We start from the raw sequence: 12,010 nt of genomic DNA, 5'->3' as shown, positions 1-12,010 counted from the left end.
ACGTGGCGATCGAACTTTTCAATACTCTGGGTGGGCAGGTGGAGACACTTGTCCCGAGCGATGGCGCTGTGCTGCGTATGTACGCCTGCGGACCGACCGTTTACGACTACGGCCACATCGGCAACTTCCGCACGTTCATCCATGTCGACGTGCTGCGCCGCGCGCTGAAGCAGCAGGGAGTCGCGGTGAAGCATGTCATGAACGTGACCGACGTGGACGACAAGATCATCCAGCGTGCAGCGGCGGCGGGCGTGGGCATCGGCGTGTTCTCGGCGCGCTTCGAGAACGCCTTCTTCGAGGACATGGAAGCGCTCGGCGTCGAGCGGCCGGAGTTTCTGCCGCGCGCGACCGAGAATATTCCCGAGATGGTCTCGCTGATCGAGCGGCTGGCGGCCAGGCAAGCCGCCTACCAGGCCGAGGATGGAAGCTGGTACTTCCGCATCGCGAGCGATCCCGGCTACGGAAAGCTGTCGCAGAAGGACTTCGACGGCATCGAGGACGGCGCGCGCGTCGATGTGGACGAGTACGAGAAGGACGCGGCGCGGGACTTCGCGCTATGGAAGGCCGTGAAGACCGGCGCCGACGGCGTCCGCGAGCACGCCTGGGAGACGGCGCTGGGCGCTGGACGGCCGGGCTGGCATATCGAGTGTTCGGCCATGGCGACCAAGTACCTGGGCGACAACTTCGACCTGCACGCCGGCGGCGAAGACCTGATGTTTCCGCACCACGAGAACGAGATTGCACAGTCCGAGGGCGCAAGCGGCAAACCCTTCGCCCGCCACTGGATGCATGTGCGTTTCCTGCTGGTCGAAGGTAAGAAGATGTCGAAGTCCGAGGGCAACTTCTACACGCTGCGCGACCTGCTGCTGAAGGGGCATCGCGCGTCGGCGATTCGCTTCCTGCTGATGAGCGTGCCGTATCGGCACCAGTTGAACTTCACCTTCGACGGACTGACGGAGTCGACCAACGCGGTCGATAGACTGCGGACCTTCCACCGCCGGTTGAAGGAAGGGCAGTGGCCGGAAGGGCTCTCGAACGGGATGACGGGCAGTGATGCCGACGTGGCCGCCGCGATTGCGACGGCGCGGCAGAAGTACGACGCGGCGCTGAGCAACGACCTGAACACGGCCGAGGCGCGCGCGGCGATCTTCGACATGGTGCGCGCGGTGAACGTAGCTGCGGACCAGGGAACGCTCGTCAAACGCGATGTCCAGGCGGCCCTGGCGGTGATGGAGCGCTTCGACGGCGTCTTTGCCGTGCTGGTCGATAACGATGCCGAGATTACACGCCAGGCGCTCGAGTGGGCCGAGCGCGAAGGGCGCATGGGCGAGGCTTCGCCGGAGCTGGTGGCGACCCTCTCGTTGACCGACGAGGCGATTGAGGCGCTGATCGCCGAGCGCACGCAGGCCAAGAAGACCCGCAACTTCGCCCGCGCCGACGCAGTGCGCAACGAGCTGCTGGCGAAGGGAATCCTGCTCGAAGACTCGAAGGACGGGGTGCGCTGGAAGCGAAAATAACGTTGCATTTTGGCCTCTGCGGGGCGCCACGTTATAATTGCCGAGTACATTCCGCAACACGCTGGAGAGTTGGCCGAGTGGCTGAAGGCGCCGGTTTGCTAAACCGTTATAGGACGAAAGTTCTATCGGGGGTTCGAATCCCCCACTCTCCGCCAGCTACTTTTCTATCGGAATAGACCTTACACATCGCAAAATCCCCGCTCGATCAGCGGGGATTTTCATTTTCATCGGATAGCAGGTCATTCTGGCTGTCTATCGCGATTCGACGGACACCTCGGCCCCCTGCTCTGTCTGAAGGTGCTCGCGGCGCTTCCGCGTGGCGGCGGCCAGTTCGCGCAGCAGCGTGATCGTCTCGGGCCAGTCGATGCAGGCGTCGGTGATGCTTTGTCCGTAGACGAGCGGTTTGCCGGGGACCAGCGACTGCGCGCCGGCGACCAGGTTGCTTTCGATCATCACGCCCATGATGCGGCGGTCTCCGCCGGCGATCTGTTCGGAGACGTTGTGGCTGACGACGGCTTGTTTGCGGTAGTCCTTGCCGCTGTTGGCGTGGCTGAAGTCGATCATGACGCGCGGTTCGAGACCGGCTTTTTCCAGTTGTTGCGCGGTCGAATCGACCGAGGCGGCGTCGAAGTTCGTGATCTGCCGCCCGCCGCGCAGGATGACATGGCAGTCCGGATTGCCCGAGGTCAGCAGGATCGCCGACTGGCCGGTCTCGGTCGTGCCGAGGAACGTGTGCGGGTGGCTGGCCGACAGGATGGCCTCGATTGCGATCTGGACGTTGCCGGAGGTCCCGTTCTTGAAGCCGACCGAGCACGACAGGCCGCTGGCGAGCTGGCGATGCACCTGGCTCTCGGTCGTGCGCGCGCCGATGGCGCCCCAACTCACGAGGTCCGAGACATACTGCGGCGAGATCATGTCGAGGTATTCGGTGCCGGCTGGCACGCCCATCTCCGCGAGGTCGAGCAGCAGCCGCCGCGCGATGCGCAGGCCGTCCGTGATCCGGAAGGACTCGTCGAAGTAGGGATCGTTGATCAGACCCTTCCAGCCAAGCGTGGTCCGGGGCTTTTCGAAGTAGACCCGCATGACGATCATCAGGTCGCCCGAAAGCTCGGCGATGGCCTCCTTGAGCAGACCGGCGTACTCGCGCGCGGCGGCTGGATCGTGGATCGAGCAGGGGCCGACGACGACGATCAGGCGATCGTCCGCGCCGTTGAGAATATCGACGATCTGGCGGCGCGCCTCGAAGACGGTGCGCGAGGCGTTGTCGGTGAGCGGCATCTCTTCTTCGAGGAAGATGGGTGGGATGACGACTCTGCTCGATCTGATCCGGAGGTTGTTTGTGGGGTAATTCATGACCGTTCGATCAGGATACTCGGTATGGCGGGTGGTTTCCAATCTTCCGGGGTCAGCCAGCCCCGCGAATGAGCGCGATCTCCTGCGTGGCGGCCCACTGGTGCAGGTCCTGCCCGGTCAGGGCGGCGGCCATCAGGGGCGGAAACTGATCGGGCGTGCAGGCGAAGACGGGGCAGTTCATGGCGGCGACCTGCTCGGCGTGGCCGGTGTCGTAGCTGGGGTGGCCGGAGTCCGAGAGCGCGAGCAGGACGATGACGTTGACGCCGCTCTGCTTCAGCGCGCCGACGCGGGCGAGCATGGCCGGCGCGTCGCCGCCCTCGTAGAGATCGCTGATGAGGATGAGGTGGGTCTTGGCGGGGTGCTCGATGCGCTGCTCGCAGTAGGCGAGCGCGGCGTTGATGTCCGTACCGCCGCCGAGCTGGATGCCGAAGAGCACCTCGACCGGGTCGGCGAGCTGCTCGGTCAGGTCGACGATGGCGGTGTCGAAGCAGACGAGCTGCGTCGACAGGCCGGGCAGCGAGGCCATCACCGCCGCGAAGATCGACGCGTAAACGACCGAGGTCGCCATGGAGCCGGACTGGTCCACGCAGAGGACGACGTGGTCGAGGTTGGCGCGAGTCTTCGAGCGGCGGCTGTGTCCGATGAGCGTCTCCGGGACGACAGACCGGTGTTCGGGCTGGTAGTGGCGCAGGTTGGCGCCGATGGTGCGGGGCCAGTCGATATCCGCGTGGCGCGGGCGGCGGGTGCGTTGCGAACGATGGAGCGCGCCGCGCAGCGTCTCCTGCGTGGTGTGGGCGAGGCGTTCGAGCAGGTCGTCGACGACCTTGCGGACGACCGCCCGGGCCGTATCCAGGGTCTTTTCCGGGATCGCCGCGCGCAGGGCGATGAGGTCGGCGACGAGGTGGATGTCGGCCTCGAGTGTGGCGAGGAACTCGGGTTCAAGCATCAGCGATTTCAGGTTGAGCCGCTCGAAGGCGTCGCGCTGCACGACCTGCACCAGCGGCGTGGGGAAGAACTCGCGGATGTCGCCGAGCCAGCGCGCCACGCGCGGCGACGACGCGCCAAGGCTGCCGCGTCCTTTTTTCGCATCGGCGCCGTAGAGCGCGGTGAGCGCCTGGCCGAGACGGCGGTCGCGGTCCGAGAGCGCGTCCTCGCCCGCGTCTTCTTCGCCGCCAAGGGCGAGCTGCCAGCGGCGCTGGCGTTCGTTGTTGGCGATCATGCCGGGCCTCCGGTTTCCATGCCAAGTATGCGATAGAGCAGTGGAAGTGCAGCCGCGAAGGCTGGGTTCTCGTCCTGCGGTTCGGTGTTTGTCGAGGTATGTTCGCGCTGGCCGCGCTTGACTGTGTCGAGCAGGCGGCGGCGGGAGATCTGGTCGAATCCGGTGAGGCTGCGCCGCAGCAGCGGTAGCGCGGCGATGAAGTCGTCTTCCGCGAGCGAGCAGAGCCACGCATCGATCAGGTGCAGCAATGGCTCGTCATGCAGGATGATCTCCGCGCCGCCGCGCAGGAATCCTTCGAGGAACGCGCCGGCGTGCTGCGGCTCGCGGTCGCCGGTGTGGCGCGCGAAGGCGGCGGCGACGGCTTCGAGCGGCCACACGCGCTGGTCGTGCAGGCGGCGCAGGCTTAGGCCGGCCACGGGCGCGGCGGCCAGCTCGTCGTCGACGATCTTCGCCAGTTCCTGCCGCCAGGACTCGGTCAACGACGCCTCGTCGAAGAGCGTGAGCGCCTCGCCGTACTCCTCCATCGCCTTCACGCGCGCGTTTGCGGCGTCCGCGTCGAGGCTGTGCGAGCCGATCCGCACGCCGGCGTTGATCTCGATGCTGAGCGAACCGACGAGCGCGCGGAGAGCATCCTCCGGCAGCTTGCGCGCCGTGCCGTAGCGCAGCACGCGGACCAGCGGAGCGACGGCCTGCATGAGGTCGGTGATGTCGCTGGCGTTGACGGCCGCGGCTTGTAACTGCGCGATACAGTCGGTCGCGGCATCCGGCAGGTCGGCGGTCAGGGCCGCGCGGACGAGGCCGGCGAGTGCGGTGACGGAGCTGCTGGCGCGTGCTCGTTCGAGCGTGATGCCGGCGGCGGCCTGCTCGATGGTGATGCCGTAAACGAGCGCCTCGGCGAGCGCGACCGAGAACTCCGGCGCCCAGCGCAGCATCCACACCTCGCGAAAGGTGCCGCGTCCGGCCTGCGCATCGAGCAGCTTGCCCCACGGCACGTCGATGAGGTTGAGCCGGTGCAGCAGCGTGGACTTCAGCAACCCGGCCTCGGATCGCAGGTCGAGCCGCATCTCCAGCTCCAGGTCCTCGGGCTTCATGCGGGTCTTGCGCTGCCACAGAGTGAGGTCGCGGGCGAGCGGCATCTGCGGCACGCGGTCGTCGATCTCGCCCACGCGCTGACCGATGTAGAGCTTGCGCTCGATCAGGGCGAGCGGAACGGGATTGCCGTGGCAGAAGGTCGCGAGCGCCGCCTCCCGCATCTCCGACAGGCCCGGGAGCGGCAGCCCTCGCAAGGCGGCGAGTCCGAGCGCCAGGCGCGCGGCCTCGATGGCGTTGGCCGTCGGCGCGCCATAGCCTTCGCCGCGCAGCGTCTGCGCCGTGCGGGCCTGCCACAGGCTGGCGAACTGCTCGGCAGTCGGCGGCTCGGGCTGGGCGTACAGCGACCAGAGATGGCGGTACCAGCCCGGCGAGAGCACGCCCGCGCCGTAGCCGGAGTGCGCGCTCAGGCGGCTGTCGGTCCAGGGCGCCCAGGTCGCCTCGACCTTGATGCGCGGCAGGTCTTTGATCAGGGCCCGGTCGTCCGCCGCCTTCGCCGGAGCGCGCAGCGCGCTGAGATGCCAGGCGCCGCAGACGACGGCGACGGCGCCATCGTGCTCCTTGAGCGCGGCGCGGATATGGGTTCGCATGAAGGCCTCGCGGCGGAGGTCGCGCGACTGGTCGCGACTGGCAATTTGTTCGTGCGCGCGGGCCTCGGTCATCGCGGTCTCGATGGCGGCGAAGACGGTCAGCGCCTGGTTGGCGCCGTCCGCATGCTGCGCGCCATACTGCTCGACGAGCCCGTTCCAGAAGGCCTCGCCGTCGTCGTATCCGGCGGCCTCGGCGAGCAGGTCGAGCGCATCGGGCTGCTGTGCCGCTCCTTCTACAGCCTCAGCCTCCTGCTGCTGACGCAGCGCGAGCGAGACCGCCGCGGGCCAGTCGATGAAGCGCACAGGGCGCTGGCGTTCGAGCGCCCAGAGCATCGCCTGCCACTCCGGCGAAAACTCCGCGAAGGGCATGAAGCTGGCCGACGGGCCATCCCCGGCAGACTCTTTTTCAGACGCGTACACCAGCATGGCGAGCGGAGGCTGCATGCCCGGCTCCGCCGCCCAGCGGATGAGCGCGTCGCCCTCGGGTGGCCCTTCGATCAGCACGCATGCGGGATCGAGCGCGTCGAGCGCCCGGCGCAGCAGCGCCGCCGACCCCGGGCCGTGGTGGCGGATGCCGAACAGGTGCAGGCGTTCTTCCGGCTGTGTCGCCATCGGCGTCAGATAACCTCGCGGATGGCGTTGTAGAGATCGGACCAGCCGTCGCGTGTGCGGACGACGGATTCGAGATACTCCTGCAGCGCGACCGTGTCCTGCACGGGGTCCTTGACGACGGCGCCGACGAGGTTCGGCGCGAGGCTGTCCGCGTCCAGCACGCCGCCGCCGAAGTGCGCCGCGGAGGCCCACGCGCTGACCCCGACCGAGATCGCCTCGGCGGTCGACAGCGAGCCGCTGGAGGTTTTGAGTTTTGTCTTTCCGTTTAACGTCCGGCCCTCGCGCAGCTCGCGGAAGAGCGTGACGATGCGCGTCATCTCCTCGTCGGCGGGCTTGATCGGTGGCAGGCTGAGGTTCGTCCCAATCTCGCGCACGCGCTTGACGACGATCCCAACCTCCTCTTCCAGGGTTGCGGGAGAGGGCAGCACGACGACGTTGAAGCGACGCTTCAGCGCGGACGAGAGATCGTTCACGCCCTTGTCGCGGTTGTTCGCCGTGGCGATGACGTTGAAGCCGCGCCGCGCGTCGATGGCCATGTCGAGCTCCGGCACGGGCAGCGTCTTCTCGCTCAGCACGGTGATCAGCGTGTCCTGCACGTCCGATCCCATGCGGGTCAGCTCCTCAAGCCGTACGATGCTGCCGTCCTCCATCGCGCGGGTCAGCGGCGTCTTCACGAGCGCCTCGTACGACGGGCCTTTCGCGAGCAGCAGCGCGTAGTTCCAGCTATAGCGGATCTGGTTTTCGTCCGTGCCGGCGGTGCACTGGATCATGCGCTGCGACGAGCCGGAGATGGCCGCCGCCAGGTGCTCCGACACCCACGACTTCGCGGTCCCCGGCAGGCCGAGCAGCAACAGCGCGCGGTCCGTGGCAAGCGTGGCGACAGCGGTCTCGATCAGGCGGCGGTTGCCGACATATTTGGCGGAGATGGGCGTGCCATCGGCCGCCTTGCCGCCCAGAATGTAGGTGACGACGGCGGGCGGAGAGAGCCGCCAATTCTCGGGGCGCGGACGGCTGTCGCCAGCGGCAAGCGCGGTCAGTTCGGCGGTGTAGATCTCTTCGGCGCTCAGGCGCAGGCGTTGATGTGCGGCTTCGGGCATGGTTCAGGCACTCTCCAGTGCGTCCAGCAGATCGAGCAGGGGCAGGGCGTTGACGGTCAGGTTCGGTTCGAAGACTTCGAGCTTCCTGCGAAGCACGCGTCGTTGAGAGGCAGGACAGAGCGATGCGGCGATCTCCATCCAGTACGCGGTATGTTTGGCCACGGTCGAGGGCTCCTCGAACCAGCCCGAGTGGAAGGCGATCTCAAAGAGCATGGCCGGTGCGGGGCCATCGAGCAGCTCGTGCAGCCAAAGCCACGCGGGATAGTTCCACGGCAGCTTGCTGTAGGGGCGGAGGAGGGTCTCAGCCCAGCGCAGCCGCTCCGGGCGGGACATGGCGCCGAGGTCGTTCAGGCCGCTGTCGTGCAGCATCTCCCATGCGTTCGGCAGGTGCGCGACGATGGCGGCGAGCAGGTCGAGCCGATTGTCCGTGGTCGCCATGACGGCCAGCGCGAGCAGCAGGTTCGCGTCCCTGGCCGCCGCCTCGACGATCTCCGTTTCGGTCAGCGAGAGCGCCTTTGCCAGCTCTTCGAAGGACACATCGAGGACGGTCTGGCGAATCCAGCGCGACGCGGCGAAGGCCTGCGTGTTGGCCGGCAGTTGCAGCGACAGCGCAGGTCGCTTGCGCAGCAGGCCGGTCTGTCCGCGCTGGATGCGTTCGAGGCACGCGGCCAGCGCGGGGTTCTCCTCGCCCGCGCCCAGCCGCGCGAGCAGGCGCTGCGCCAGCGTTCGCACACGCGGCGCGCGGTCCTTCTTCAGACCTTCGAGGAACGGGCGGTCGGCGTCGCTCAGCTCGATCTGCAGCGCCTGCAGCAGGCGTGTGCGAGCGTCGGGGTTCTCGTTCGGCCATGCGGATTCGAGCAGCGTGCGGGCGGCGGCGGGGGCTTTGCGGCGCAGCTCTTCGAAGTAAGCCGCCCGGCGGCCGAGCGTGCTCTCGGTCCAGTTGGTCTCGTCGAGGTCGTCGCGGTCGAAGTAGCCCCTGGACTCGCTGGCCTCATGCGGTTTGCGCGCCCAGTGCTGCGCGGTCGCGCCCAGCAACTCGGCGTGGCGGCGGACGAAGGCGTCGATCTTCGGCAAGTCGAAGGGATGGGGCCGCAGCCGCCGAAGCTCGAAGACGCGGGCGATGGCCAGGCCCGGCGCCTCGGATGCCAGCTTCCCGTTGAGGATGCGCAGCAACGGGCGGCGCAGCGCGTCGGGCAGCATGCGGCGGAGATCGTCGAAGGTCTCTTCGACCGCGAACTGCGGCGGGATCGCGGGCCGCTCGAAACGTAGGGCCTGCCCGGTGAGGCTGAGCGCCTGAAGGTTGGCGTCTGGACCGGCTGGAAGCAAGCCCGCCGGCAAGGGCAGGCGTCCGGCGCCGGCGAGCAGCGAGGGCAGCAGCTTCGTCTTGAAGGCGGTCGAACTCATGCGGCCACCCAGCGTCCGAGCGGCGTCTCGGCCCAGCACAGAGTGAGGTAGTAGCCGTTCCACAGCGCCAGTCCGTCGAGCGCGCCGAGGCCTGCGAGCGGCAGCGCGAGGCTCGCCTGCGCCGTCTGGAGCGGCAGCGCGAGCGTGACGCCGGCATCGACAAGGTAGAGCGCATCGCCGGTGCGGAGCAGGCGCGCGTCGCGGAAGGCGAGCGGCCATGTCCCGACCCAGGGAAGCTGCGCGAGCGTCGACTCCCATGTGGCGAAGGCCTGGGTCAGGCCCGCTTCCGGCAGCACAAGGCTTGCGGCCGTGGCTTCAGCGCCGCCCTGGACACGGACGATCTGGGCGCGCAGCGGCGCGGCGGAGGGGTAGAAGGCCAGCTCCGCCGCGATGCGGTCGCCGACCAGGTAGCCGCCGCTCGCTCCACCCGTGGCGACGGGGACAAAGTCGATCAGTACGGCGCATGCCGGCTTGTCCGGGGCCTCGGACTCGCGCCAGAGCCAGGTCTCGACACGGCGCAGACGGTCGGGTTGCACCTCGCTCAGCGTTGCGACGACGCGCCATGCGCCGTCGACGCGGAGCGCTGCCTCGTCCGCCAGCAGCGCCTCGCGGGTGAAGCTCCAACCCGCGGCCTGGCGGGCGTCGGCGGCGAGCGCCGGGGGCAGCTCGGCCTGGCGCCGGTAGGCCTGCGCGATCAGGTAGACGAGTCCAAGCTCCTCGACCGCCGCGACGGGCCGCACCGCCTCGGGCAGCGTAAAGAGGCGTGTCGGCAGGGCGTCGAGACGCGTCGCGAGACCGGGCGCCTTGGCGTCCACCAGCCGCTGCGCGATCAGCCGGCAGGCCTGCGTACACTGCGCGACGAAGGCCGCCGCGCCCCGGTCGACCTGATCGGCCAGCCAGATGTCGAGGTCGTCCAGCCCGCGCAGGATGGCGGCTTCGCGCTCCTGCCGGTTACGTTCGCGCGCGGCGGCAGCGCGGGCCTCGGCCTTCGGGTCCGCCTCGACTTCGGTCTCGGCGACGGCGGCAAGCTGGATGGACCGGATAGGCTTCGGCGCGCTCTCGTCCTGCGATGCGGCGGCGGACGGGCCGCGGCGGCGTCCCAGCCAGTCCTTCACCCACTCGGGCGTGGGCGCGGCGGCGAAGACGATCTTGCCCTCGGCGCGCATCCACATCAGCGCAAGCGAGTGTTTGCAGGGGAATTTTCGGCTCGGGCAGGTGCATTTGTAGCCCGCATCCGCCTCGTGGACGACCACGCGGTAAGGCGTCGCGCCGGATCCCTGACACTCGCCCCAGACCAGGTCGCCGTCGACCGCCAGCGTCGGCCACGCGGCGGGTTTCAGCAGCTTGCGCGCGGCGGCCAGCGAGGGCTGGTCCGGCGCCAGGGCCTCGATCTTCTCGAGTGTGAAAGCCATGCACCGATGGTACCGGAGTCGTTGTTCTTCCCGATTGCCTACCTCGATACCTGCCGCACGTCGGCCAACTCGCCTTCGAGCGCATGAATGAGCTTCGCTGGCGTCTCCTTCTTGCGGGCGCGCGGCAGGAACCACCGCTCCACGCCATACCAACTGCCGACGGCGGCGATCAGGGTCAGGGGCGTCGCACAGAAGAACAGCACATGCGGCTGCACGGCGTGGCCGATGGCCTGCATGACGAGCTGCTGAATCGGAAAGGCATAGAGATACGTGCCATAGGAGAAGTCTCCGAAGCGGCCGAAGCGCGCCAGCGAACCAGCCGGCGTGTAAGCCAGCCAGAACACAAGATACGTGCCCACGAACGGGAAGAGCAGCGTCCAGCCATAAGGAACGACGCAGGCCGCAGCGAGCAGTACGGCGGAAACCGCAGCCATCCAGCCGCGCTTCGGAATGCGGTCGCGATAGAGATAGAACACGACGCCGGCAAGATAAAGAGGCAGCAACCTCGCCCACATCACCGGATAACCCACGATCGCGCCCAGCAGCTTGCCGCCGACGATCCAGCCTTCGACCTTGAACAGCACGCTGACCGCGACCGCCGCGACGAAGAGCGCGAGCAGCGCCCCACGGCGCTTCAGCAGCCCGGCGACGGTCAGTCCGGCGACGCCGATGTAGCACCAGAATTCAAAGGGGATCGACCACACCGAGCCGTTCAGGTCGCCGCTGAGCGGATTGCCCGCAAAGGCGCCGGTGTAGCTGAACTGCAGCAGCCGCGCCGTTTGCGTGAGCAGATCCCAGGCTCGCGTGCCGAAGCCGTCACCCAGCATGCGTCCACCCGCAAGCGGCAGAACGACAAACGCGCACAGCAGCGTCACCGCGATGAAGGCCGGGTAGATGCGCAGGACGCGCTTCTTCAGGTAGCTGGCGATCGAAGGCGAGCGCTCGGCGCTGGCCGTGATCATGAAGCCGCTCATGATGAAGAACAGGTTCACGGCGATGGACCCGCCGGTGACCTGACCGTGTGTCAGACGTGCGATCGGCTCCCGGGCCTCCGACCCAAGGCCCAGCGCATAGCTGTGCGAGTAGATCACCAGCACGGCGAGCCCCAGCCGGATGAAGTCGAAGTTGTTCTCCCGCCCGTCCCAGATCGTCTTCATGGCCATCCGCGCGCCCGTGGTACAGGCGTCACTTCCAGCTTACGCCGTGGGCGGGGCGGGGGAATCACACGTTCGGTGCAGAGGTCGGCCTAGGCCTCGTCCTCTTCGTCATCCTCTTCTTCGTCGTCTTCATCCTCGTCGTCGTAATCTTCATCGTCTTCGAGATCGTCGTCCTCGTCGAGATCGTCCTCGTCGATATCTTCGTCCGCCTCGGGGATGTCGTCATCGACCTCGCGAGCGAAGAGAGTCTGACCGTTGTATCCGATGCTGCGTAGGTCGTGCGCGAATTCGATCTGCTCTGCATGGTTCATGGTGGTCTCCTCGGGTGTTGCACCTGCTCCGTTGGATGCAGACTATCGGCTTCGAGCGCGTGGATGATCAACGCCGACGAAGTTTCATGAGCATTTCACCTTTGCGCAGGCTCCCCGCAACAGGCTAAACTTCACATCAGGGAAGAGTGGCCGAGTGGTTGATGGCTCCAGTCTTGAAAACTGGCGTACCTGAAAGGGTATCGGGGGTTCGAATCCCTCCTCTTCCGCCATTTCATCTTGCCGTTTTGG

Annotated in this window: 9 protein-coding genes and 2 tRNA genes; 3 read left to right on the top strand and 8 right to left on the bottom strand. The window is 67.5% G+C overall.

What is annotated here, in order from left to right; translation table 11 throughout:
• Positions 1-2 precede the first annotated feature (2 nt).
• Both cysS and CHB87_RS12505 read left to right on the top strand, forming a co-directional pair.
• The gene (cysS, locus tag CHB87_RS12510; RefSeq protein WP_089408790.1) at positions 3-1,517 is read left to right on the top strand and encodes a cysteine--tRNA ligase; all 1,515 of its coding nucleotides are present in this window, start codon (positions 3-5) and stop codon (positions 1,515-1,517) included.
• Positions 1,518-1,580: 63 nt separating this feature from the next.
• A tRNA-Ser gene (locus CHB87_RS12505) sits at positions 1,581-1,672 on the top strand.
• Between the two features lie 97 nt (positions 1,673-1,769).
• Here CHB87_RS12505 and CHB87_RS12500 read toward each other — a convergent pair.
• The 8 genes from CHB87_RS12500 to CHB87_RS22285 all read right to left on the bottom strand — a co-directional run bounded on the left by CHB87_RS12500 (position 1,770) and on the right by CHB87_RS22285 (position 11,761).
• Complete coding sequence (locus tag CHB87_RS12500; RefSeq protein WP_089408789.1) at positions 1,770-2,870, bottom strand: 3-deoxy-7-phosphoheptulonate synthase; 1,101 nt, start codon at positions 2,868-2,870, stop codon at positions 1,770-1,772.
• 52 nt (positions 2,871-2,922) lie between these two features.
• Positions 2,923-4,089 carry a VWA domain-containing protein gene (locus CHB87_RS12495; RefSeq protein ID WP_089408788.1) on the bottom strand — a complete coding sequence of 389 codons (1,167 nt, stop codon included), beginning with the start codon at positions 4,087-4,089 and terminating at the stop codon, positions 2,923-2,925.
• Positions 4,086-6,380: a DUF5682 family protein gene (locus CHB87_RS12490; RefSeq protein WP_089408787.1), complete on the bottom strand. Its 2,295-nt coding sequence runs from the start codon at positions 6,378-6,380 to the stop codon at positions 4,086-4,088. Before CHB87_RS12490 ends, CHB87_RS12495 begins: the two co-directional genes overlap by 4 nt.
• A 5-nt stretch (positions 6,381-6,385) precedes the next feature.
• Positions 6,386-7,477, bottom strand: a complete 1,092-nt coding sequence (locus CHB87_RS12485; RefSeq protein ID WP_089408786.1) for an ATP-binding protein — start codon at positions 7,475-7,477, stop codon at positions 6,386-6,388.
• Positions 7,478-7,480: 3 nt separating this feature from the next.
• A complete protein-coding gene (locus tag CHB87_RS12480) occupies positions 7,481-8,881 on the bottom strand; it encodes a DUF5691 domain-containing protein (RefSeq protein ID WP_142988329.1) in 1,401 nt (466 codons plus the stop codon).
• A complete protein-coding gene (locus CHB87_RS12475) occupies positions 8,878-10,293 on the bottom strand; it encodes an SWIM zinc finger family protein (RefSeq protein ID WP_089408784.1) in 1,416 nt (471 codons plus the stop codon). The genes CHB87_RS12480 and CHB87_RS12475 overlap by 4 nt, the downstream gene beginning before the upstream one ends.
• 38 nt (positions 10,294-10,331) lie before the next feature.
• Positions 10,332-11,450, bottom strand: a complete 1,119-nt coding sequence (locus tag CHB87_RS12470) for an acyltransferase family protein (protein WP_176441725.1) — start codon at positions 11,448-11,450, stop codon at positions 10,332-10,334.
• Positions 11,451-11,539: 89 nt separating this feature from the next.
• Positions 11,540-11,761 carry a hypothetical protein gene (locus CHB87_RS22285; RefSeq protein WP_089408782.1) on the bottom strand — a complete coding sequence of 74 codons (222 nt, stop codon included), beginning with the start codon at positions 11,759-11,761 and terminating at the stop codon, positions 11,540-11,542.
• A 140-nt stretch (positions 11,762-11,901) separates the two neighbouring features.
• Between CHB87_RS22285 and CHB87_RS12460 the strand changes: the two genes are divergently transcribed.
• Positions 11,902-11,991: transfer RNA gene (locus CHB87_RS12460), tRNA-Ser, on the top strand.
• The last annotated feature ends 19 nt before the right edge of the window (positions 11,992-12,010 follow it).

It is taken from the genome of Granulicella rosea (assembly GCF_900188085.1).
GTDB classification, from domain to species: Bacteria; Acidobacteriota; Terriglobia; order Terriglobales; family Acidobacteriaceae; genus Edaphobacter; species Edaphobacter rosea.
Note: the sequence above shows the minus strand (reverse complement) of the source record. Positions and strands in the feature narration are given on the sequence as shown.